This is a genomic window from Stenotrophomonas sp. STEN021, assembly GCF_056760175.1.
Map to the genome: position 1 here is coordinate 80,359 of NZ_JBRREH010000001.1, position 22,011 is coordinate 102,369.

General features: G+C 64.6%; 19 protein-coding genes and 1 tRNA gene. 17 read left to right on the forward strand and 3 right to left on the reverse strand.

Features of this window, described 5'->3' with window-relative positions:
• Positions 1-425: 425 nt before the first annotated feature.
• From ACVOL0_RS00410 to thrC, 7 genes are all read left to right on the forward strand, one after another.
• Positions 426-502: transfer RNA gene (locus ACVOL0_RS00410), tRNA-Arg, on the forward strand.
• Between the two features lie 61 nt (positions 503-563).
• Entirely contained in the window at positions 564-1,310 is a 747-nt protein-coding gene (locus ACVOL0_RS00415; protein WP_481547389.1) for a helix-turn-helix domain-containing protein, read from the forward strand.
• Positions 1,311-1,397: 87 nt separating this feature from the next.
• Positions 1,398-2,342: a DMT family transporter gene (locus tag ACVOL0_RS00420; protein ID WP_481547390.1), complete on the forward strand. Its 945-nt coding sequence runs from the start codon at positions 1,398-1,400 to the stop codon at positions 2,340-2,342.
• Between the two features lie 262 nt (positions 2,343-2,604).
• Positions 2,605-2,745 (forward strand): hypothetical protein, encoded by a 141-nt coding sequence (locus tag ACVOL0_RS00425; RefSeq protein ID WP_481547391.1) that lies wholly within the window; start codon positions 2,605-2,607, stop codon positions 2,743-2,745.
• An 89-nt stretch (positions 2,746-2,834) separates the two neighbouring features.
• Positions 2,835-5,339: a bifunctional aspartate kinase/homoserine dehydrogenase I gene (thrA, locus tag ACVOL0_RS00430; RefSeq protein WP_481547392.1), complete on the forward strand. Its 2,505-nt coding sequence runs from the start codon at positions 2,835-2,837 to the stop codon at positions 5,337-5,339.
• The gene (locus ACVOL0_RS00435; protein ID WP_481547393.1) at positions 5,336-6,280 is read left to right on the forward strand and encodes a homoserine kinase; all 945 of its coding nucleotides are present in this window, start codon (positions 5,336-5,338) and stop codon (positions 6,278-6,280) included. Before thrA ends, ACVOL0_RS00435 begins: the two co-directional genes overlap by 4 nt.
• 103 nt (positions 6,281-6,383) lie before the next feature.
• Positions 6,384-7,679 carry a threonine synthase gene (thrC, locus tag ACVOL0_RS00440; protein ID WP_481547394.1) on the forward strand — a complete coding sequence of 432 codons (1,296 nt, stop codon included), beginning with the start codon at positions 6,384-6,386 and terminating at the stop codon, positions 7,677-7,679.
• 91 nt (positions 7,680-7,770) lie between these two features.
• On the opposite strand, the gene ACVOL0_RS00445 is transcribed toward thrC, so the two are convergent.
• Positions 7,771-8,529, reverse strand: a complete 759-nt coding sequence (locus ACVOL0_RS00445; RefSeq protein WP_481547395.1) for a Crp/Fnr family transcriptional regulator — start codon at positions 8,527-8,529, stop codon at positions 7,771-7,773.
• A 110-nt stretch (positions 8,530-8,639) separates the two neighbouring features.
• Here ACVOL0_RS00445 and hisS point away from each other — a divergent pair, with 110 nt between their 5' ends.
• From hisS to hisIE, 10 genes are all read left to right on the forward strand, one after another.
• Positions 8,640-10,049 carry a histidine--tRNA ligase gene (gene hisS / locus ACVOL0_RS00450; protein WP_481547396.1) on the forward strand — a complete coding sequence of 470 codons (1,410 nt, stop codon included), beginning with the start codon at positions 8,640-8,642 and terminating at the stop codon, positions 10,047-10,049.
• A 158-nt stretch (positions 10,050-10,207) separates the two neighbouring features.
• Complete coding sequence (locus tag ACVOL0_RS00455; RefSeq protein WP_303749764.1) at positions 10,208-10,534, forward strand: YerC/YecD family TrpR-related protein; 327 nt, start codon at positions 10,208-10,210, stop codon at positions 10,532-10,534.
• Positions 10,535-10,543: 9 nt separating this feature from the next.
• Positions 10,544-11,455 (forward strand): ATP phosphoribosyltransferase, encoded by a 912-nt coding sequence (gene hisG, locus ACVOL0_RS00460; RefSeq protein ID WP_481547397.1) that lies wholly within the window; start codon positions 10,544-10,546, stop codon positions 11,453-11,455.
• The gene (gene hisD / locus ACVOL0_RS00465; protein ID WP_481547398.1) at positions 11,452-12,747 is read left to right on the forward strand and encodes a histidinol dehydrogenase; all 1,296 of its coding nucleotides are present in this window, start codon (positions 11,452-11,454) and stop codon (positions 12,745-12,747) included. The genes hisG and hisD overlap by 4 nt, the downstream gene beginning before the upstream one ends.
• On the forward strand, positions 12,744-13,826 hold the full coding sequence (gene hisC / locus ACVOL0_RS00470; protein ID WP_481547399.1) for a histidinol-phosphate transaminase: 1,083 nt from the start codon (positions 12,744-12,746) through the stop codon (positions 13,824-13,826). Before hisD ends, hisC begins: the two co-directional genes overlap by 4 nt.
• Positions 13,823-14,896, forward strand: a complete 1,074-nt coding sequence (gene hisB / locus ACVOL0_RS00475; RefSeq protein ID WP_481547400.1) for a bifunctional histidinol-phosphatase/imidazoleglycerol-phosphate dehydratase HisB — start codon at positions 13,823-13,825, stop codon at positions 14,894-14,896. The genes hisC and hisB overlap by 4 nt, the downstream gene beginning before the upstream one ends.
• Positions 14,893-15,492, forward strand: coding sequence for an imidazole glycerol phosphate synthase subunit HisH (gene hisH, locus ACVOL0_RS00480; protein ID WP_481547401.1), 600 nt, complete (start codon positions 14,893-14,895; stop codon positions 15,490-15,492). Before hisB ends, hisH begins: the two co-directional genes overlap by 4 nt.
• A complete protein-coding gene (gene hisA, locus ACVOL0_RS00485) occupies positions 15,489-16,223 on the forward strand; it encodes a 1-(5-phosphoribosyl)-5-[(5-phosphoribosylamino)methylideneamino]imidazole-4-carboxamide isomerase (protein WP_481547402.1) in 735 nt (244 codons plus the stop codon). Before hisH ends, hisA begins: the two co-directional genes overlap by 4 nt.
• On the forward strand, positions 16,217-16,993 hold the full coding sequence (hisF, locus tag ACVOL0_RS00490) for an imidazole glycerol phosphate synthase subunit HisF (protein WP_481547403.1): 777 nt from the start codon (positions 16,217-16,219) through the stop codon (positions 16,991-16,993). The genes hisA and hisF overlap by 7 nt, the downstream gene beginning before the upstream one ends.
• Entirely contained in the window at positions 16,983-17,621 is a 639-nt protein-coding gene (hisIE, locus tag ACVOL0_RS00495) for a bifunctional phosphoribosyl-AMP cyclohydrolase/phosphoribosyl-ATP diphosphatase HisIE (RefSeq protein ID WP_481547404.1), read from the forward strand. Before hisF ends, hisIE begins: the two co-directional genes overlap by 11 nt.
• Before the next feature lie 114 nt (positions 17,622-17,735).
• On the opposite strand, the gene ACVOL0_RS00500 is transcribed toward hisIE, so the two are convergent.
• The gene (locus ACVOL0_RS00500) at positions 17,736-19,835 is read right to left on the reverse strand and encodes a phosphoglycerol transferase I (protein WP_481547405.1); all 2,100 of its coding nucleotides are present in this window, start codon (positions 19,833-19,835) and stop codon (positions 17,736-17,738) included.
• Positions 19,836-20,286: 451 nt separating this feature from the next.
• Positions 20,287-21,981, reverse strand: a complete 1,695-nt coding sequence (locus ACVOL0_RS00505; protein ID WP_481547423.1) for an ABC1 kinase family protein — start codon at positions 21,979-21,981, stop codon at positions 20,287-20,289.
• Positions 21,982-22,011: the final 30 nt, after the last annotated feature.

Below are 22,011 nucleotides of genomic sequence, written 5' to 3' on the forward strand. Positions count from 1 at the left end.
AACGCTGGCTGCTTACTGCCTGGTGTCCTGGGCAATGGATCACGATGCCGCAGCCGGGCACTTTCTCGAGTTCGAACAGCTGCAGATAGTTGCTGATGTAGCTCGCATCGCAGACGGCGTAGTCGTCGCTGGACACCTTCCTGGCCGAGCCATGCTTGCAGGCGAACCTGGCGCTCCGGGAATGAGGTGTGTCCGATGGGAACGCGTCCTGCCGATTCCATATCCAGGCTGGACACCGGCTGCAACGAAACATCGCAATGCCGCTCGACGCACCATGTACCCACAAGGTGCATCGGCAAAATGCGTTTGGTCGCCGATGCGCCAGTCCAGCTGGGTTGCTCGGAATTGTTTGCGGGCCCAGCTCCGCTCGGTGGGAAATGCTGGCTGGAGGAGGCGCTTGCCTGTAATCTTGGCCTCCATCTTTTGACTCCGTAGCTCAGCTGGATAGAGCGGTCCCCTCCTAAGGGACAGGTCGCACGTTCGAATCGTGTCGGGGTCACCATCTTTCCGCGCAGCTTGCGGCGCCCGCTGCAAGCGCCAGCCAGCCCCCGGTGCGCATGCCGATGCAATGCGGTCAAGCCCTGAACTTCCGTAGTTATGGCCCAGCCGGCCATACGCACAGCCATGACCATCTGCAGCTGGTGATGCCGTTGCGTGGCAGCCTGGAGCTGGAGGTCGATGGGCGCGGCGGGCGCTTGGACGCCTTGCACGGAGCACTGATTGTCCCGGGTGCGGCTCATGTGCAGGCAGGCAACGGCCAGAACCGGTTCCTGATCGTGGACTGTGACAGTGCCTTGTTGGAGCGCTCACAGCTGGATCAGGGGCGGGCGCGCCCATTTCTGGGGATTTCCGCGGCGGCCCGCAGTTTGCTTGAGTTCGTGGATATCAGTGCGGGGACGCACGATGTGGTGGCAGCACCTGTCGCCAGGCACCTGCTGCCGCTACTGCTGGATAGCCTGTTTGGCATGCAGCGCCCTCCAGCAGCGGGTGGTGACGGCTTGCGGCGTTTGTGTGATCAGATCCGTGCAGCCCCTGGGCAGGCGTGGCCGCTGGCGCGGATGGCGCAGGTAGCCGGCATGGGCTTGACCGCACTGCATGGCGCGTTCAAACGCCAGTTCGGCCTCACGCCGGGGCAATGGCTGCAGCAGCAGCGGCTGCAATGGGCGCAGCGTCAATTGGTTGGTGGCGATCGGTCAGTGGCGCAGATTGCCCAACAGGCCGGTTTCTCCGACCAGAGTGCATTGACCCGCGCCATGCGCCGCTCGCAGGGGATTACCCCGGGCCGCTATCGACGCAGCCTGGACGCGTAGTCTGGGCACAGCATCGCGCAGCTTGGGACAATACAAGCTGGGCCAGCGGCTGGATGCTGGTGTTGTGTCTGTACGTCGGGTGGGTTGATGAAAGAACGGATGTTGTTCGGAATTGGTAATGGCGTGGCTTCGGGCGCGCTATGGGGCCTGGTGTTCCTGGCGCCAGCGGTGCTGGTGGATTTCTCGCCGCTGCAACTGGCTGCCGCGCGCTATCTCATTTATGGCCTGGTCGCGGTGATTCTGCTGGTGCCGCGTTGGCCGGCACTGCGTGCGCATATCGGCAAGGCGGACTGGAAGGCCCTGACCTGGCTGAGCCTGCTCGGCAACCTGATCTATTTTGTGCTGCTGTCGATCTGCGTGCAGTGGAGCGGTGGCGGTGCTGCGGCCCTGATAGTTGGCATGGTGCCGGTGCTGGTGGCCGTGGTCGGTGCGCGTGAGCCGGGGGCAGTACCGCTGGCACGGCTGGCGCCGGCCTTGCTGCTGTGTGTGGCGGGCGTGGTGCTGATGGGATACGAGGCCATCGCCTCGACGCATGTGCAAGCCTCCACCGCGCAGCGCTTGATCGGGCTGTTGTGCGGGGTTGGCGCACTGGTGTCCTGGACCGCTTACTCGGTTGGCAATACCCGTTGGCTGGCCAAGGTACCCAATGTATCCGGACATGACTGGTCGTTGCTGACCGGTGTGGCAACCGGTGGTCTGGCCTTGCTGCTGGCGCCGCTCGCCTTCTCCGATGGCGGCGCAGGGCATGCGGCGCGCGAATGGGCGGGCTTCTGGGCGATGGCTGCTGCGGTAGCGGTATTTGCCTCGATTCTGGGCAATGCCTGCTGGAACCGCGCAAGCCGGGCCCTGCCGCTGACCTTGGGCGGGCAGATGATCGTGTTCGAGACCCTGTTCGGGCTGGTCTACGGCTTCCTGTGGCAGCAGCGCTGGCCGGTGGCGATCGAAGTGGTCGCTGCGCTATGCCTGCTGGCCGGCGTGGTCTGGAGCGCTGCGGCGCACCGGCCGAAGGCGCCTGCGCCGGCATCGGCCTGAGAATTCTGCGCAGTCAGGTGGCGAAAGACTGACTGCGCGAGCTCTTTCGATTGCTTGCGGGTGGTGGATTGCCGCGATGGTCGAAGGGCATGCCGCGTCGCCTTGAATCAGGTGTTGCATGCTGCTTGCCAGTTAAATGCGCGACGTTCGCGCTTGATGACATTTGCAACTTTTAGCGGCAGGTTTGGCGAAGTTGCCTTTATCTGCGTTTTTGCAACGCAACACTTGACAGCCTGATCCCGCCTGTTGTCTCTTGAAGGCCATGAACAGCCCGCAGTCCTTCGCCATCACCTCGCAGTCGCCTTCCGGCGGCCGGGTGCGCGCGCCCGGGGTCGGCGGCGCCATTACCACCACCACTATTACCGTCACCATTAGCCCGGTGCGGCCCGTCGTCTTCGCGTAATTTCCGAAAACCACGGCCCCGCACCCGGATCAGGATGCGGGGGAACCCCATCCAGATGCGTGTCGGGGCCTCCAGCCGAGGTTCTTCCGATGTCGTCAGTTGCTGCTTCTCCCGCCGATCGCGCCGCGAACGCTGCCGTTCGCACTGTCGTGCACAAATTCGGCGGCACTTCCGTCGCAGATGCCGAACGTTACCGTCATGTGGCACAGCTGCTGCTGGCCCGCGACGAGACCGTGCAGGTCACCGTGGTGTCGGCGATGAAGGGGGGGACTGATGCGCTGATCGGCCTGGCCAAGGCTGCGGCCGCAGCCGATCCGGCCTGGGACGACCGCTGGCACGAGCTGCGGGCGCGCCATCGCGGGGCGGCCGCTGCGTTGTTGGGTGAGCAGTCCGGGGTGACCATCGAGTGGCTGGATGCGCGCTTCGAGCGGCTGCGCGAGATTCTGGCGGCGTTGGCGGTCATTGGTGAGTTGCCGCAGGAAGTGCTGGACCGCGTGCAGGGCCTGGGCGAGGTGTTCTCGGCCCATCTGCTTGGTCATCATCTGCAGGTCCTGGGCGAAGACGCCGATGTGCTGGATGCGCGCGACGTGCTGGTGGTCAACCACGGCGAGCTGGGCGTGGATGTGGATTGGAAGTCCAGCGCGGCCAAGCTGGCCCTGTGGCGCGAATCGCATCCGGCGCGACGCTTGGTAGTGACTGGCTTTGTTGCCCGTGACCGCAAGGGCAACATCACCACGCTGGGGCGCAATGGCAGCGATTTCTCCGGCGCGATCTTTGCAGCCTTGTTCGCTGCCGACGAACTGCATATCTGGACGGACGTCGACGGCGTGCTCTCGGCCGATCCGCGGGTGGTGCCGGAGGCCGTGCAGCTGGATGCGCTGAGCTACGACGAAGCCTGCGAACTGGCTTACTTCGGTGCCAAGGTGGTGCACCCGCAGACCATGTCGCCGGCCATCGAGCGCGGCTTGCCTATCATCATCCGCAATACGTTCCGTCCGGATCACCCTGGCACCCGCATCACCACTGACAGCTCCAGCAGCGGCCCGATCAAGGGATTGACGCTGAGCGCGGATCTGGCCGTACTCAACGTCGAAGGTACCGGTCTGATCGGTGTGCCCGGTACCGCTGAGCGGGTGTTCTCGGCGCTGCGCAATGCGCATGTGTCGGTGGTGATGATCTCGCAGGGTTCATCCGAACATTCGATCTGCTGCGTGGTGAAGCAGGCTGAAGCCGAGTTCGCCCGCGACGCACTGACCCAGGCGTTCTCGCATGAGTTGGCGGCAGGCCAGGTGCAGCGGGTGCAGCTAACCACCGGGGTGAGCGTGCTTGCTGCAGTAGGTGACGGCATGGCTGGCCAGCCTGGCGTTGCCGCGCGTCTGTTCGAGTCCCTGGGCCGTGCGCAGGTCAATATCCTGGCTATCGCGCAGGGCTCGTCCGAGCGCAATATTTCGGTTGCCATCGAAGCCAGCGACGCGACCAAGGCGCTGCGTGCCGCGCACGCTGGCTTCTGGTTGTCGCCGCAGACTTTCTCGGTCGGCCTGATCGGGCCGGGCAATGTTGGTGCGGCCTTGCTTGAGCAGCTGTATGCGTCCGAAGCAGCGCTGCTTGCACGCGCCAAGCTGGATCTGCGCCTGCGTGCGGTCGCCTCACGCAATCGCATGGTGCTCGACCAGCGTGGAATCCATGGCAACTGGAAGGCAGCCTTCGATTCCGCGGCGCTGCCGAATGATCTTGATCTGTTCACCGAGCATCTGCTGTCGGCGCGCCTGCCGCATACGCTGATCATCGATTGCAGTGGCAGTGCCGAAGTGGCGGATCGCTATGCAGGCTGGTTGGCAGCCGGCATCCATGTGGTCACCCCGAACAAACAGGCCGGCTCTGGCCCGCTGGCGCGCTATCAGGCGATCCGTGAGGCGGCAGCTTCCACCGGTGCACGCTTCCGCTATGAAGCGACGGTGGGTGCGGGTTTGCCGGTGATCACCACGCTGCGCGACCTGGTCGATACGGGTGATGACGTCACGGCGATTGCCGGCATTTTTTCGGGCACGCTGGCCTGGCTGTTCAACAAGTACGACGGCAGCGTGCCGTTCTCGGAGTTGGTCACCCAGGCACGTGGCATGGGTTACACCGAGCCGGATCCGCGAGATGACCTGTCCGGCGTGGATGTGGCCCGCAAGCTGGTAATTCTTGCCCGTGAAGCCGGCTATGAGCTGAGCCTGGAAGACGTGGCGGTGGAAAGTCTGGTGCCTGCCGCATTGCAGGGCGCCAGCGTCGAGGACTTCATGGCGCGCCTGCATGAAGTGGATGCCGGTTTCGCCCAGCGATTGGCCGATGCGCGGGCACGTGGCAACGTGCTGCGTTACGTTGCGCAGTTCAAGCCTGGCCAGCAGCCCAGCGTTGGCTTGGTTGAGCTGCCGGGTGAGCACGCTTTCGCCAACCTGCGCCTGACCGACAACGTGGTGCAGTTCACCACCCGTCGTTATTGTGACAACCCCTTGGTGGTGCAAGGACCGGGCGCAGGCCCGGAAGTTACTGCGGCCGGTGTGTTTGCCGACGTGCTGCGCGTGGCAGCAGGTGAGGGGGCGCGATTGTGAGTGATGCTTTGAAGGGTTCCGGGGCGCGCCAGGCACGGGCATTCTCACCGGCGTCGGTCGCCAACGTGGCGGTCGGTTTTGATCTGTTGGGTTATGCGGTGCCCGACGTTGGTGACACCGTAACCGTGCGCCGCATTGATGCAGCGGAAGTGCGCATCGTCGCCATTCGCGGTACGGCGGTTGAGTTGCCGCTGGATGCGCCCAGCAATACGGCAGGGGCGGCGCTGATCGCCCTGCGCGAGGCGCTGGCGCTGCCATTCGGTTTTGAAGTCGAGATCGACAAGGGCATACCGCTGAGCTCTGGGATGGGTGGTTCGGCGGCGTCCTGTGTGGCGGCCCTGGTCGCAGCCAATGCATTGCTGGATGTGCCCTTGAGTCGCGAACAGCTGTACAGGTACTCGCTGGAAGGCGAAGCGGTGGCCAGTGGCAGCCGCCATGGCGACAACCTTGGCCCGATGTTCCTCGGCGGCTTGGTGCTCTCCACGCTGGAGCGATTGGTGCCGGTGCCGGTACCTGCGCATTGGCATAGCTTGCTGGTGCATCCGGATGCCTTGTTGGAAACGCGTCGCGCGCGTGAAGCACTGCAGGGCAGTTATGCATTGAAGGAGTTTGTCGCCCAGAGCAGCAACCTGGCCTTGGTGCTGGCTGGCTGCCATGCGGGCGATGCCGGCTTGGTGCGGGCAGGTTTGGCCGATGTTCTGGTCGAGCCGCGCCGCGCACCTTTGATTGCAGGCTTCGCCGCGGCCAAGGCAGCCGCACTGGCTGCCGGCGCGATGGGCGCCAGCATCTCCGGTGCAGGACCCAGTGTCTTTGCCTGGTTTGAAGACCGTGACGCGGCATTGGCTGCCGCAGCCAAGGTGCAGGCGGCCTTCGCCGCCGCAGGTTTCGACAGCCAAAGCTGGGTAAGCCCGATCAACAGCCCCGGCGCACGACTGCTCTAAGCCCGATGGCCCCTCTCCCCCTCGGGAGAGGGGTTGGGGTGAGGGGGCCCTTATGTGGTCCTTGAGTCCAGGGCAGTACACCAACCCTTTCGCGGATTTCCGAATGAACTTCATCTCCACCCGCAACGCTTCCCCCGCCGCCACGCTGAGCCAGGCCATTGCCGCCGGTTTGGCGCCCGATGGCGGCCTGTACGTACCCGAAGCAATGCCGGCAGCGCGCAGCTTGCAGCTGGGCGACACGCTCGCCGCGACCGCCAACGAACTGTTGCAGCCGTTCTTTGCGGATGACGCCTTGGCAGCAGAGCTGCCGACGATATGCAGCGAAGCATTTGATTTCCCAGCACCGCTGCAGGCATTGGCGACCCGCAACGATCACGTGCTGGAGCTGTTCCACGGTCCCACCGCCGCGTTCAAGGATTTCGGTGCGCGCTTCCTCGCTGCCAGCCTGTCGCGGTCGCGTGCAGGGCAGGAGCGCCCGCTGACCATCGTGGTTGCAACGTCTGGCGACACGGGTGCTGCAGTTGCCGCCGCCTTCCACAACCAGCCCAATCTGCAAGTAGTGGTGCTGTACCCGGATGGGCGGGTATCACCACGTCAGGCACATCAGCTGGGTTGTCTGGGTGGCAATATCCGCGCGCTGCGCGTAGCCGGCTCGTTCGACGATTGCCAGGCCATGGCCAAGCAGGCGCTGAGTGATACCGACCTGCAGGCGCAAGTGCCGCTGAGTTCGGCCAACAGCATCAGTCTGGGCCGCCTGCTGCCGCAGATGAGCTACTACGCACATGCTGCGCTCAGCCATCAGGCTACACATGACGCGCTGCTGAATTTCGTCATTCCCACCGGCAACCTGGGCAACGCGATGGCTGCAGTGATGGCGCGTGCACTGGGTGTGCCGTTGGGGCGCATCGTGCTGGCGACAAACGCCAATCGCGTGTTGCCGGAGTACTTCGATGGTCGCGACTACGCGCCGAAAGCCAGTGTCGCGACACTTGCCAATGCCATGGACGTGGGCGCACCAAGCAACTTCGAGCGCCTGCGCTGGCTGTACAAGGGCGATGATGCCGCATTGCGCGAGGCGTTCACCTCGCAGGCAGTGGACGATGCCACCATCCGCGACACCATCGCTCATCGCTATGACGCGTACGGCGAAGTGTTCTGCCCGCATACGGCTACGGCGGTGCACGTGCTGGAGCAGTTGCGCGCCAGTGGCAGTGCAGCGTCGGATCAGCATTGGGCAGTGGCAGCGACTGCGCACCCGGCCAAGTTCGAGTCGGTGGTCGAACCGTTGATTTGCCGCGAAGTCGAAGTGCCGCCGGCCTTGGCCGAACTGCTGAAGCGTCCAGCCCACGCCGAACCCTGCGCGCCGGAGTACGCCGCCCTGCGCGAAAAGCTGCTGTAACCAAAACCGAAGCGTAGTGCCGAGCCATGCTCGGCAGGAGCTTCACCGGTAGTACCTCAGCCGAGCATGGCTCGGCTCTACAGGTGAAACGTCAGAACTCGTCGTTGGCCAGCTTCTGCAGCTCGGCGAAATCCAGAATTTCCACCACATTCAGATGGGGCAGGGCGATCAGGCCCTGCTGGCGCAGCTTGGTGAAGGTGCGGCTCACCGTTTCCATGGTCAGGCCAAGATGGTCGGCGATATCGCCGCGGCCCATTGGCAATGACACCCGGTTGCTGCTGCGCCCGTTCAAGGTCGCCTCGCGGGCGGCCAGCCGCAGCAGGAAGTCGGCCAGTCGCTCCGGCGGCTGCAGGCGCGCCAATGCAAGTGCATTGTCCTGGGCCGCATCCAGCTCCTGGCAGGCGCGTTGCAACAGCTTGCGCTCCAGATGCGGGTAACGCTGGCGCAGGTCACGCATCTGCGTGGTCGGCACCCGGCAGACACGGCTGTCGGCAATGGCTTCGATGTCGTAGCGGTGATGGTCGCTGCCACTCAGGCCCAGATAGTCGCCTGGCAGTACAAAGCCGTTCACCTGGCGGCGGCCATCGGCCAAGGTGCGTACCAGGCGCAGCGCGCCCTCGGTTACTGTATAGACATAAGTGCGCGGCTCACCGGCGCGGGCCAGTGTGGTGCCCATCGCCACCGGCGTGGAGACGGTGATCTGCTCCAGTGCGTGCACTTCATCACAGGACAGGGCCGAGCAGACCGACAGATGGCGGACCGAGCACTGCAGGCACTCGCGCCCGCCATTGCCTTCTGCAGCAATGGACGAAACCGGGGATTGCTCGGTGCCTTGGGCTGGCCGGGACATGTCTTGGATGGGCGGGAAGTTGTCCTAAATGATACTTCATGCGGCCAGACGGGCGGTGTGCGGCTAGAATTGGCAATCGTTTCCCACATCGAGTTGCAGGAGTTTTGCCCGTGATCAAGCCCCGTACCCCGCCCGGCATCATGGAGTTGTTGCCGCGCGAGCAGATCGCGTTCCAGCGCATGCTGGACGTCATCCGCCGCAACTACGAGCGCTTCGGGTTCCTGCCGGTGGAAACGCCGGTGTTCGAGCTGTCCGATGTGCTGCTGACCAAGTCCGGTGGCGAAACCGAGCGCCAGGTGTATTTCGTGCAGTCCACCGGTGCGCTGGCCAATGCCGCCGAGTCAGCTGACAAGGGCGGTTTGCCGGAGATGGCGCTGCGCTTCGACCTGACCGTGCCGCTGGCCCGCTACGTGGCCGAACACGAGCACGACCTGACGTTCCCGTTCCGTCGCTACCAGATGCAACGCGTCTACCGTGGCGAACGCGCGCAGCGCGGCCGTTTCCGCGAGTTCTACCAGTGCGACGTCGATGTGATCGGCAAGGACACGTTGAGCATCCGTTACGACGCCGAAGTACTTGCGGTGATTTACGCGGTGTTCTCGGAGTTGCGCATCGGCAACTTCGCCGTGCAGCTGAACAATCGCAAGCTGATGCGTGGTTTCTTCGAAGCACAGGGTGTGGTGGATTCTGAGCAACAGGCGCTGGTGCTGCGCGAGGTCGACAAGCTCGACAAGCGTGGTCCGGATTATGTGCGCGAAACCCTGGTAGGCCCCGATTTTGGTCTGCCGGCCGACGCGGTTGAGCGCATCCTGTCCTTCGTCGAAGTCCGTTCCAGCTCGCACGCCGATGCACTGGCGCAGATTGACGCGGTGCTGGCTGCCGCCGGCGAATCGGCCAGCGAGTCACTGCGCACCGGCGCTGCCGAGCTGCGCGAAGTGCTGGAGCTGGTCAAGGCCTTGGGTGTGCCGGAAACCGCGTATTGCCTGAATTTCTCCATCGCCCGTGGCCTGGATTACTACACCGGCACCGTGTACGAGACCAGCTTGATAGATCACCCGCAGATCGGTTCGATCTGTTCGGGCGGGCGCTATGAAGACCTTGCCAGCCACTACACCAAGTCCAAATTGCCGGGCGTTGGCATTTCGATCGGCCTGACCCGTTTGTTCTGGCAGTTGCGCGAGGCCAACCTGATAGACGGCATCGCTGAAAGCAGTGTGCACGCGATGGTGGCCTTGATGGATGAGGCGGCCATGCCGCAGTCGCTGGATATCGCCCGTCGCCTGCGTGCTGGTGGTATCAACACCGAAGTGCAGATGGAGCCGAAGAAGATCGGCAAGCAGTTCCAGTACGCAGCCAAGGCCGGTATCCGTTTCGTGGTGTTGGCTGGTGAGGATGAGCTGGCGCGTGGCGTGGTAGCGGTGAAGGACCTGTTGCGCGAGCAGCAGTTCGAGGTGGCCAGGGACGAGCTGGCATCTACGCTCCAGGTAGAGTTGGAGCAGACTCGCGCGATGTCGCGCTGACGAAAAGCCCCGCATAGCGGGGCTTTTTTTTGCCTGTAGTGCCGAGCCATGCTCGGCTGGGGCGTTACCGGGAAAGCCCTATGGGGAGTACAGGATAGTGGTTTGACTCCGGGTTGGTTTCGCACTAATGTATTAGCACGCTAATACATTGATACGTAATGAAGCCACGCCCTGACACTGAACGAGAGAAGTCCTCCGATGCCCCGCTGAAGGCGTTGGCGCGCGCTTTGGCTGCGCTGGACAGGCCGCAGGACGTACAGGCGTTCCTGCGCGATCTGTGCACGCCCGCCGAGCTGGAGGCCATGGCCGACCGCTGGCGGGTGGTGCCCTTGCTGCGCAAGGGTGTGCCCTACCGCGAGATCTATGACCTGACCGGGGTGAGCGTCACCACCATTGGCCGGGTCGCGCGTTCGCTCGAACACGGCGCCGGTGGCTATGCCGCCGCCATCGACCGCCTCGCCACGCGCAAAACCGAATCCAACTGAGATAACCCCATGAGTGCTTCAACCTCCGCCCCGGCACGCGACCGGCTGCGTATCGCCATCCAGAAGAGCGGCCGCCTGGCCGATCCCGCGCGTAGCCTGCTGGCGGCCTGCGGTCTGAGCTGGCGGCAGAGCCGTGACAAGCTGTTCTGCTTCGGTGAATCGCTGCCGGTGGACCTGCTGTTGGTTCGCGATGACGATATTCCGGGTTTGATCGCCGACGGCGTCTGCGATCTGGGTGTGGTCGGTCTGAACGAACTGGACGAGCAGGCCAAGGCGCGCCGCCAGATTGGGTTGGCGGATGCCTACCAGCCGTTGCGTGGTCTGGGCTTCGGCTCCTGCCGGTTGATGATCGCGGTGCCGGAAGAGTGGGATTGGCAGGGCGTGCAGATGCTGCAGGGCAAGCGCATCGCCACCAGCTACCCGGCCATCCTGGCCGCTTGGCTGAAAGAAAAAGGCGTGGATGCGCAGGTGGTGGAGCTGTCCGGGTCGGTGGAAATCGCGCCGAAGTTGGGCACCGCCGAACTCATTTGCGATCTGGTTTCCAGTGGTGCCACCCTGGCCGCCAACCAGCTCAAACCAGTGGAAGTGCTGCTGGAAAGCGAAGCGGTGCTGGCCGGTCCTGTGCATGAGTTGGACGACGCTCGCGCTGGATTGATGGCGATGTTGCTGCGTCGTCTCGACGGCCTGAGCAAGGTGCAGGACCAGAAGCTGCTGATGTTCTCGGCGTCCGAGGAGCACGTTGAAGAACTGGCACGCCTGTTGCCCGACGCCGAACCGCTGCTGCGCCTGCCGGGGCAGGGCGATGCCGTGCGCCTGCAGACCATGTGCAGCGGCGCACTCAGCTGGCAGCGGCTGGAAGAACTGGAGCGTGCCGGTGCCCAGGGTTTGATGGTACTGGCGGTGGAGAAATCGCTGGTATGAACATCCTCGATTGGAATGCGCTGGACGCCGATGCCCAGGCGCGCGCACTGACCCGTCCGGTGCAGACCGTCGCCGCGCAGACGCGCGCCTCGGTTGCCGAACTGATCGACCAGGTGCGCAGCCGCGGCGACGCGGCGTTGCGCGAGATCACCGAGCGTTTCGACGGCGTCGTGCCGGAACGATTTGAAGTCAGCGAGGCCGAGTTCGCGGCCGCCGAGCTGGCGGTACCGGCGGAGCTGCGCATTGCCATGCAGCAGGCTGCCGATCGCATCGACCGCTTCCACCGCGCCGGTATGGCCCAGCCTTACAGTGTTGAAACCGCGCCCGGCGTGGTCTGTGAAAAGGTCATCCGCCCGATCGCGCGGGTTGGCCTGTATGTGCCGGCAGGCAGCGCGCCGCTGCCGTCGACGGCGCTGATGCTGGGCGTGCCGGCCAAGCTGGCAGGGTGCCGCGAAGTGGTGCTGTGCACGCCGCCGCGCAAGGACGGCAGCGCCGATCCGGCCGTCCTGGTGGCCGCGCGCCTGACCGGCGTGCACCGTGTGTTCAAGATTGGCGGTGCGCAGGCGATTGCCGCCATGGCCTACGGCACCGAGACTGTCCCTTCCTGTGACAAGCTGTTCGGACCGGGCAACAGCTTTGTGACCGAAGCCAAGCAGCAGGTTGCGCAGGCCGGCGCCGCTGCCATCGACATGCCGGCGGGCCCCTCGGAAGTGCTGGTGATTGCCGATGCCGGTGCCAACCCGGCATTCGTCGCCGCCGACCTGCTGTCGCAGGCCGAGCACGGCCCGGATTCGCAGGTGCTGCTGCTCTGCGACGACGCGGCGATGATTGCCGCCGTGCAGGACGAAGTGGAGGCGCAGGTTGCCCGGCTCAGCCGCGAGGCTATTGCACGGCAGGCGCTGGGCAGCTCCTTGCTGGTCAAGGTCGCATCGATTGCACAGGCCTTCGAGATATCCAACCGCTATGCGCCCGAACACCTGATTCTGGCCCTGCGTGAGCCGCGCCAATGGCTGGACAAGGTGGAAGCGGCAGGTTCGGTTTTCCTCGGCGACTACACCCCCGAAGCGCTGGGCGATTACTGCTCCGGCACCAACCACGTGCTGCCCACCGCCGGTGCCGCGCGTGCCTATAGCGGCGTCAGCGTGGCCAGCTACCAGAACCAGATCAGCGTGCAGGCCGCCAGTCGTGAGGGCATTGCCGGTATCGGTCCCTGCGCCTTGACCCTTGCCCGCGCCGAAGGCCTGGGTGCCCATGCCAATGCCGTCGCGCTGCGACTGGGGGTTGCGCCGTGAGCACCGTGCTGGACCTGGTCCGCGAGGATCTGCGCGACTTCGGCGGCTACTCTTCGGCACGCAGTGCCAAGCTGCAGGGCGATATCTGGCTCAATGCCAATGAATCGGCATGGCCCAATCCCGGCGACCCGGCCGCCAGTTGCCGGCGTTACCCGGACCCGCAGCCGCAGGCGTTGCGTGAGCGCCTGGCCGGGCTGTACGGCTGCCAGCCCGAGCAGTTGTTGATCGGCCGCGGCAGCGACGAAGCCATCGACCTGCTGGCGCGCGCCCTGTGCGTGCCGGGCCGCGACGCGGTGCTGTACACGCCGCCGGTATTTGGCATGTATGCAGTCAGTGCGCGCTTGCAGAACGCACCGGCGCTGGAAGTGCCTTTGCTGGATACCGAAGCTGGGCTGGTGGCCGATATCGACGCCATCATCGCGACTGCAAAGCAGGGCAAGGCCAAGCTGGTTTTCCTGTGCTCGCCCTCCAATCCGGGCGGCCTGAGCATTCCGCTGCAGCAGGTGCAGGCCGTGGCCGAAGCGCTGCGCGGGCAGGCGCTGGTGGTGGTGGATGAGGCCTATGCCGAGTTTGCCGATGAGCCGTCCGCCACCAGCCTGATGGAGCGCTTTGACAATATCGCGGTGTTGCGCACGCTATCCAAGGCACATGCGTTGGCCGCTGCACGTATAGGGTGCGTGATTGCCGATGCCGCCTTGATCGCGGTACTGCGGCGCTGTCAGGCACCGTACCCGATTCCTACGCCATGTTCGGCACTTGCCCTTGCCGGCCTGGATGCTGCTGCGCTGGTGCAGACCCGCGCCCGCATCGCGATGGTTCGCAGCGAGCGCAACCGGTTGCGCATCGCCCTGTCGCTGCAGCGCTGTGTACGCCATGTTTACGGCTCGGATGCGAACTTCCTGCTGGTCCGTTTCAACGACGCCGAGGCAGCCTTCCAGGCCTTGCTGAAGGCCGGCGTGGTCGTGCGCGATCAGCGCGCCGCGCCGCAATTGCACGACGCCCTGCGCATCACCCTGGGCACCCCTGAACAGAACGACCGCGTCCTCGACGCACTTGCCACGCTGGAGCTTGCCGCATGACCCCCATTCTGTTCGTCGATCGCGATGGCACCCTGATCGAGGAGTCGGCCGATTTCCAGATCGATGCCTACGAGAAGATTCGCTTCGTCAAGAACGTGATCCCGGCCATGCTCAAGCTGCGTGATGCGGGTTACCAGTTCGTCATCGTCTCCAACCAGGACGGCCTGGGCACGGAAGGCTATCCGCAGGCCAGTTTCGACGGCCCCAATGACTTGATGCTGCAGATCTTCGCCAGCCAGGGCATCACGTTCCGCGACGTGCTGATCGACCCCAGCTGGCCGCAGGACAACAGCCCCAACCGCAAGCCGGGCATCGGCATGATGGTGGGCTACCTGCAGGACCGCAACATCGACTGGGCGCGCTCGGGCATGGTCGGTGACCGGCCCACCGATATCCAGTTTGCCGACAACATGAAGATCCGTGGCTTCCAGCTGCGTACCGAACAGTTCGGCGGCGAGTGGGATTGGGATGCGATCGCCCACGAGCTGGCCGACGCCCCCCGCCGCGCTACCGTGCAGCGCGACACCAAGGAAACCCAGATCCGCGTGTTCGTTGACCTCGACAAGGTGGCCAGCTCGAAGATCAACACCGGCCTGCCGTTCTTCGACCACATGCTGGACCAGATCGGCCGCCACGGCGGTTTTGCGCTGGAAGTGGAAGCCAAGGGTGACCTGCACATCGATGAGCACCACACCATCGAGGACACTGGCCTTGCGCTGGGCCAGGCGCTGCGTGAAGCGCTGGGTGACAAGCGCGGCATCGGCCGTTATGGCTTCACCTTGCCGATGGATGAAACCCTGGCCAGCGCGGCGCTGGATTTCAGCGGCCGCCCGTATTTCGTCTTTGACGGACAGTTCAAGCGCGAGCGGGTGGGCGATATGCCGACCGAGCTGGTGCCGCATTTCTTCCGCTCGCTTTGCGATGCCAGCGGGCTGAACCTCAACCTCAAGGTGGAAGGCGACAACGACCATCACAAGGTGGAGGCCTGCTTCAAGGCACTGGCCCGCGCCCTGCGCCAGGCCATCCGCAAGGAAGGCACCGAGCTGCCTTCGACCAAGGGGGCCTTGTGAGCAGGGTAGGGCTGGTTGATGCCGGCGGCGCCAACCTGGGCTCGGTGCGCTATGCGCTGGAGCGCTTGCAGGTGGACGTGCAGATGGTGCGCGCCCGGGCCGATCTGGCTGGGCTGGAGCGGGTGATCCTGCCCGGCGTCGGCGCTGCTGCCGAAGGCATGAAGCGCCTGCACGCGCAGGGCCTGGTGCAGCCGCTGCGTGAACTGCAGGTGCCTTTGATGGGAATCTGCCTGGGCATGCAGCTGCTGTTCGAACGCTCGGAAGAGGGCGATGTGGAATGCCTGGGCCTGCTGCCCGGTATTGTCCGCCGCCTGCATCCCGGTGTCGGCGTGCGCGTGCCGCATATGGGTTGGAACAAGCTGCTGGCGCTGCGCGAGTCACCCTTGCTTGAGGGCGTGCCGCTGGGTTCCAGCGCCTATTTCGTGCACAGCTACGCGGCACCGGTGACCTCGGACACGGTGGCCGCCTGCCATCACGGCGGGCTGTTCACCGCGGTGGTACAGCGTGGCCGCTTATGTGGCGCGCAGTTCCATCCGGAGCGTTCGGCCGGGCCGGGCGCGCGCATACTGCAGAACTTTCTTGAGATTGCCGCATGAGCTTCACTGTCTACCCCGCGCTGGATATCCGTGATGGCCGCGTCGTCCGCCTGCTGCAGGGCGACTACGCCAAGCAGACCACTTACGGCGACGATGCCTTGCCGCGCGCGCAGGTGTTTGCCACCACCGGTGCCAGTTGGATGCACCTGGTCGATCTGGATGCGGCCAAGGCGGGTGGTTACACGCTGGCGCCGTTGCTGCAGCAGATTGCCGCCACCACCTCGCTGAAAGTGCAGACCGGTGGTGGTGTGCGCGGCCGCGACGATGTCGCCCGCATTCTGGAGGCCGGCGCCAGCCGCGTGGTGGTTGGCTCGCTGGCGGTGCGCCAGCCCGAGCAGGTACTGGAATGGCTGGCCGAGTTCGGCGCCGAGCAGCTGACCATCGCGCTGGATACCCGTCAGGGCGAGGACGGCGTGTGGCGCTTGCCGGTGCACGGCTGGACCGAAACCGCCGATGTGACCCTGGACGAACTGGCCAGCCGCTATGCGCAGGCCGGCATGAAGCATCTGCTGTGCACCGATATCTCCCGCGACGGCATGCTCTCAGGCCCCAATATCGAACTGTATGCGCACTTGGCCACGCTGCTGCCTGGCGTTGCCGTGCAGGCTTCGGGCGGCGTGCGTGATGCCGATGACATCCGTGCGGCCAAAGCCGCCGGCTGCGGCGGAGCGGTGCTCGGCAAGGCGCTGTTGGAAGGGCGCCTGCAACTGGACGAGGCTTTGTCATGCTGAGCCGCCGCATCATTCCCTGCCTGGATGTGCGCGAAGGCCGCGTGGTCAAGGGCGTCAAGTTCCGCGACCACATCGACATGGGCGACATCACCGAACTGGCGCTGCGCTACCGCGATCAGGGTGCCGATGAGCTGGTGTTCTACGACATTTCCGCCAGCCCGGAAGGCCGCTCGGTGGATCGCGCCTGGATCGAACGCGTAGCGCGATTGATCGACATCCCGTTCTGCGTGGCCGGCGGCATCCGTGATGTGGAAACCGCGCGTGCGGTGCTCCACTCCGGCGCCGACAAGATTTCCATCAACACCCCGGCGCTGGAGCGCCCGCAGCTGATTGCGGAGCTGGCCGAGGCGTTTGGCCAGCAATGCGTGGTGGTCGGTATCGACTCCATCCGCGAGCCCGACGGCCAATGGCGGGTACGCTCCTACACCGGCGACCCAAGCAAGACCCGCGCCGAAGCCAGACTGACCCTGGATTGGGTGCGTGAAGTACAGGCCCACGGCGCAGGTGAAATCGTGCTGAACTGCATGGACAGTGATGGCGTGCGCAAAGGGTACGATATCGCACAGTTGCGCCAGGCCCGGGCGCTGTGCGCGGTTCCGTTGATCGCCTCTGGCGGCGCGGGCACGCCGCAGCATTTCGCCGATGTGTTTGAACAGGCTGACGTTGACGGGGCATTGGCCGCCAGTGTGTTTCACTCCGGCGCCATCGCAATTCCGGAACTGAAGCAGTTCCTGCGCGAACAACAAATCGAGGTTAGGGATGTCTACTGAATTCAAACCGGTTGATCCGGCCGTACTGGACTGGGACAAGGTCAACGGCATGGTCCCGGTCATCATCCAGGATGAAGCCACGCTGCGCGTGCTGATGCTGGGCTATATGGACCGTGAGGCGCTGGAGACGACCCTGGGCAGCGGCAAGGTCACCTTCTTCAGCCGCAGCAAGAAGCGCCTGTGGACCAAGGGCGAGAGCTCTGGCAACCACCTGGACCTGGTCGACATCCGCAGTGATTGCGACAACGACACCTTGCTGGTCACTGTCCGACCGCATGGTCCGACCTGCCATACCGGGCAGACCAGTTGCTTCAGTGCCGCACCGGGCAATTTTCTTGGCGCATTGAATGCCTTGATCAAGCAACGTGAGCATGACCGCCCGCTCAACAGCTACACCACCAAGTTGTTCGAGAAAGGCGCGCGCCATATTGCACAGAAAGTGGGCGAGGAGGGCGTGGAAACCGCGCTTGCGGGTGTCGTGCAGCGTGACGAAGAGTTGCTGGGCGAATCGGCCGACCTGTTGTTCCACCTGATCGTGCTGCTGCGCGCCCGTGGCCTCTCATTGGACGACGCCATCGCGGTGCTCGAAGACCGCCATGCCAAGGCCGCGGAAAAGGCAGCAAGCTAGGGTTGTAGGAGCGGCGGCAGCCGCGAAGCTGGCAATGCTGCAATCGCTATTGCACCCGCAATCTGGCGGACCATCAGCTTCGCGGCTGACGCCGCTCCTACAAAAGCAGCAGCGTCACGACCGCGGATGCTCGCTGGTTGGCACCAGCGCATAGTCGTCGACGGCCAACTGCTCGGCATGGTTCAACCAGGCGCGGATCTCCAGGTCGTCGATCTCCTGGTCCACGCCCAGCGGCATGCGGATGCGGCCATCGGCATCGGGCTGCACCCATTGCTGGGCCACCACCACGTTGCGCTTTGATGCCACCGCTTCCACCCAGAAGCCGCGCTGCGGACGCTGTGCGGCGTACAGCTCCAGCACGTAGCGACCGGGGCCGGTGTGGCGCGGCTGGCGGCTGATCATGCGTGACTGGCGCACGCTGGGACGCGGCCCGCTGAACGCCTGCAACGGTGCATCCACGGCGATGCCACGGCGCAACTGTGCATCGCGGTACAGGCGCATGCCCTGGTCACTGTCCAGCAGCAGCGCGCACCACTGGCCGTCAGCCGAGCCGTCTTCAAACGCGGTGCAGCGATCGACATAGGCCAGGCGGTGCTGCGGATCGGCCTCCTCGAACTTGCGCGAGGTGTTTTCCAGGTACACCGATTTCAGGTCCCACTGCTGGTCGTATTCCAGCAGCACCGGCGGCTGCACCTTCTGCACGCCCACCAGTACCTGGTCGTTGTCCAGGCGCAACATGCGGGTCTGCTCGCCCAGCCACAGCGAACGTGCAAACGCGCTATAGCGTGCGTAGGCCCTCGTATCACCGCTGGTCGCCGCGACGCTGGCGCTTGCCGCGGGTGCTGGCTTCAACAGCGAGCGGCCAAAGCCGATCGCATCGATCGCAGGGTCCAGCAGCTGCAGCGCGGTGGCGCCCGAGTCCAGCGTTGTGCCCGCTTGTGCAACGATCTGCTGCGGCTGCAGCTTGTTGCCCAGGAACAGCAGCAGGTTCTCGCGTTTCTGCTTTTCCAGCACATGGCTCAGGTCGTTGGGCATGGCCAGATGATCCGAGGCCACCACCACCAGCGTGTTGTCGGCGAATGCGCTGCTGCGGATGCGGTCGACCAGGCGCGAGATCAACCGGTCGCTGCACTTGAGTGCATTGAGCAGGCCGATATTGCCGTGTGCGCTGCGATAGCGCGTGTTCCTGCAGGCAACCGGCAGATGCCCGGCCGGGTGGTGGGTGTCCATGGTCAGTGCGGTCAGCATGAACGGCTGGCCGCGCTCGGACAGCTCCAGGAAACGTTCGTAGGCCCGTTCCAGCAGCACGTCATCGTGCACGCCCCAGTTGGAGAAATGTCGCTTGGCGATGTTCTGCTGCTGGAACCAATCCAGATCGCGCACGTCGTCAAAGCCGTGCGAGTTGAGGAAGTCGGCCTTGGCGGCGAACTGCCCGTTGGCACCGCCCATGTAGTGGTTGCTATAGCCCTGCTGCTTCAGGTAGTCGCCAAGGCAGAAGGCTTCGGGCAGGAAGCGTCCCATACGGCCCATGCTGTTTTCATCGCCCTGCGCGGTGGTCAGCGGCACGCCACACATCGAGGACACCAGGCCGGCGATGGTCCAGCCACTGCCGTCAGCCGAGGCGATGTTGCGGAAATCCAGGCCTTCGCCCGCCAGCCGGGTCAGGTTGGGCATCAGCCCGGGGAAGACGTCCTCGTTGAAATAGGTACGTTCCAGGCTTTCGCCGTAGATCCAGACAATGTTCGGCCGCTGCGCCAGCGCCTTTGATGGCAACTGATATTCCGGTGCTACCGCGCTGTAGTCCACCGGCTGCATCTGCTGATAGATGCGCTTGCCATCGGTGTACAGCGGGCTGAGCAGCAGTGTTGTCAGCAACAGCGCGGTGAAGCCGCCGAACACCGCCAGGCCATGACGGGGGCGCTGCAGGCGACGCACGCGCAGCAACAACAACGGTGTCAGCGAGACGATTGCCAGGCCGATGAAGCCGATGATGTAGGCACTGAAGTCACCCACACCGGCGCCTTCCATGTCGCTGCGCAGGTGGTACAGCGTGGCCGAATTGATGCCATCGCCACTGAGTTTGTCGATCAGCCACCAGCTGCTCAGTGCCAACAGCAGCAGTGACAGCAGGCCAGCCTTCAAGCGGGCCAGGGTGGGCGACAACATCAACAATACAAACAGTGCTGCCAGAGACAGCCAGATGATCCAATGCATGCGGTCACGTGGGTAGCGGAGACAGGGGGCGACGGCCTTGGCCGTCATCGCTCTACACACTGTTGTTTCAGTGCTATGGCAGAAGCATCTGGATCTTGCCTGCCGTAACCTGACTGAAATGTTCGGACGGCACAGCAGCATTCATCATCAGCTGCGCGCTATGTGCTGCACGCCGAATGCTGTGAGTTGCAGTGAGAGAGTGTGCTTTTTGCTCACTCCCGCTACTGCAACGTCTGCTGTCGATTCTCCAGCTGCAATTCAACTGGCAACGCACCACGTAGCCCGGGTAAGCGCAGCGCACCCGGGGCAGGCAATGATTTGAGGGAGATGATCGACGCTTGTCTGCGCCCGTTCAAGGCAAGCGCGTATCGACGCTGCCGGTGCGCTGCTGCATGCGCCATGTGCTCCCAGGTGCGCTGCGCTTACCCGGGCTACGGTGATGCCGCCGCGCTCAGCGATGGCCACGTTCTTCGCGGGCGCGTGCTCTGGTGCGCCGATCGAACAGCAGTGAGCTGACGATAAGCCCAAGGCCGATGATCACGCCCAGCAGGAACAGCAGCATTGCAAAGGCGGGGTAGCCGAACAGCGTCCAGCGGGTAGGCACGCGCATCAGCAGCGTCGAGGACAGCAGCAGGGCAGCGGTGATCAGGCCGGCGGCAATGCGGTTGGCCACCTTCTGGATGTTTTCCATCAGCCGCGATTCGTCCAGGCCGGTGACCTTCATCTGCAGTCGGTTTTCGGCCAGTACGCTGAGGATGTCGGACATGCGGCGCGGCCCGTTGCGCAGCAACTGCTGCAGCTCCATCGCCTCGCTGGCCAGGTTGGCCGCCGAGAACGACTTGCGGAAATGTGCGCGCATCACATGCTGCAGCTGCCGTTCGACAACCTTGCGGGTTTGCATCTCCGGTGCCAGGAAGCGGCACACGCCTTCCAGATTGAGCAGCGCCTTGCCGAGCAGGCTCAGCTCCGGTGGCGTGCGCAGGTTGCTGGAGGTGGCGATGCGCACGATCTCCAGCACCACATGGCCTTCGGACAAGGTGCCGTTGGCGGCGTAGCGGGCAATCATCTGCCCGGTCTCGCGCAGATAGCGTTCCTCGTCGTAGTCCTCCAGCCGGGTACTGATGCCGATGATCTCGTCGGCCACTTCCTCGCCGCGGCCATCCACTGCGGCGAACAATACCTTCAGCAGGCGCTGGCGCAGCCGCGGTGGTACATGCGCGACCATGCCCAGGTCGAAGATCGCCAGCCGGCCTTCTGGGGTGACGCGCAGGTTGCCGGGATGCGGGTCGGCATGGATTTCGCCGTGCACGAAGATCTGGTCGAGGTAGCCCCGCACCAGCGCCGCAGCCAGCGGCACCATCGATTGCTCGGTGCGACGTACCGGTGGGATCGCATCCACCCGCACGCCTTGCACCAGCTCCATGGTCAGCACGCGGCGGCCGCACAGGTCCCACACTGGCTGCGGGATCCACAGTTCGGGGTAGGGTGCCAGGTGCTGGCCGAAGCGCGCCAGATTGGCAGCCTCGGCCTCGTAGTCCAGCTCCATGCGCAGGGTCTTGGCAAACTCGCCCAGCCAGTCGGAGAAGCGCACCTTGCGGCCGACCCGGGTCAGGTGATCGGCGGCGGTGGCGAAGCTGCGCAGCACGCCGATATCCGAACGCAGCTGGGCGGCGATATCGGGCTTCTGCACCTTGATGGCGACCTGCCGGCCATCGTGCAGCTCGGCCTGGTGGACCTGGGCGATGGAGGCGCTGCCCAGCGGCTGCGGGTCGAACCAGGCAAACAGCTTGCTGACCGGCGCGCCCAGCTCGTCCTCGATCACCGCACGGATCTGTTCCACCGGGATCGGCGCGACTTTTTCCTGCATGCGTTCCAGCGCGGCCACGTATTCGGGCGGGATCATGTCCGGGCGGGTCGACAGCACCTGGCCAAGTTTGACGAAGGTGGTGCCCAGCGCTTCCAGATCAGCGACGAACTGGGTGGGATTGCCGGCGGCCGGTGGCCGGCCCAGGCGCGGGATTTCGCCATCCAGCGAGATGCCGGAGAACACGCCGGAATGGCGGTAGCGCAGCAGCAGGCGCACGATTTGCTGGCGTCGGCTGAGGCCGCCGACGGTGGTCGGGCTGTCGCTGTTGGTCGGTTCCATCAAGCGGGGGTATTCCTGGCGGCCGAAGCT

What these genes read in the sequence shown, in the direction of transcription:
- thrC (WP_481547394.1), top strand. Translation starts at nt 6,384, where the DNA reads ATGAACTTCATCTCCACCCGCAACGCTTCCCCCGCCGCCACGCTGAGC.
- ACVOL0_RS00455 (WP_303749764.1), top strand. Translation starts at nt 10,208, where the DNA reads ATGAAGCCACGCCCTGACACTGAACGAGAGAAGTCCTCCGATGCCCCG.
- hisA (WP_481547402.1), top strand. Translation starts at nt 15,489, where the DNA reads ATGAGCTTCACTGTCTACCCCGCGCTGGATATCCGTGATGGCCGCGTC.
- thrA (WP_481547392.1), top strand. Translation starts at nt 2,835, where the DNA reads ATGTCGTCAGTTGCTGCTTCTCCCGCCGATCGCGCCGCGAACGCTGCC.
- ACVOL0_RS00425 (WP_481547391.1), top strand. Translation starts at nt 2,605, where the DNA reads ATGAACAGCCCGCAGTCCTTCGCCATCACCTCGCAGTCGCCTTCCGGC.
- hisD (WP_481547398.1), top strand. Translation starts at nt 11,452, where the DNA reads ATGAACATCCTCGATTGGAATGCGCTGGACGCCGATGCCCAGGCGCGC.
- ACVOL0_RS00500 (WP_481547405.1), bottom strand. Translation starts at nt 19,835, where the DNA reads ATGCATTGGATCATCTGGCTGTCTCTGGCAGCACTGTTTGTATTGTTG.
- ACVOL0_RS00420 (WP_481547390.1), top strand. Translation starts at nt 1,398, where the DNA reads ATGAAAGAACGGATGTTGTTCGGAATTGGTAATGGCGTGGCTTCGGGC.
- ACVOL0_RS00445 (WP_481547395.1), bottom strand. Translation starts at nt 8,529, where the DNA reads ATGTCCCGGCCAGCCCAAGGCACCGAGCAATCCCCGGTTTCGTCCATT.
- ACVOL0_RS00505 (WP_481547423.1), bottom strand. Translation starts at nt 21,981, where the DNA reads ATGGAACCGACCAACAGCGACAGCCCGACCACCGTCGGCGGCCTCAGC.
- hisIE (WP_481547404.1), top strand. Translation starts at nt 16,983, where the DNA reads ATGTCTACTGAATTCAAACCGGTTGATCCGGCCGTACTGGACTGGGAC.
- ACVOL0_RS00415 (WP_481547389.1), top strand. Translation starts at nt 564, where the DNA reads ATGCAATGCGGTCAAGCCCTGAACTTCCGTAGTTATGGCCCAGCCGGC.
- hisG (WP_481547397.1), top strand. Translation starts at nt 10,544, where the DNA reads ATGAGTGCTTCAACCTCCGCCCCGGCACGCGACCGGCTGCGTATCGCC.
- hisB (WP_481547400.1), top strand. Translation starts at nt 13,823, where the DNA reads ATGACCCCCATTCTGTTCGTCGATCGCGATGGCACCCTGATCGAGGAG.
- hisF (WP_481547403.1), top strand. Translation starts at nt 16,217, where the DNA reads ATGCTGAGCCGCCGCATCATTCCCTGCCTGGATGTGCGCGAAGGCCGC.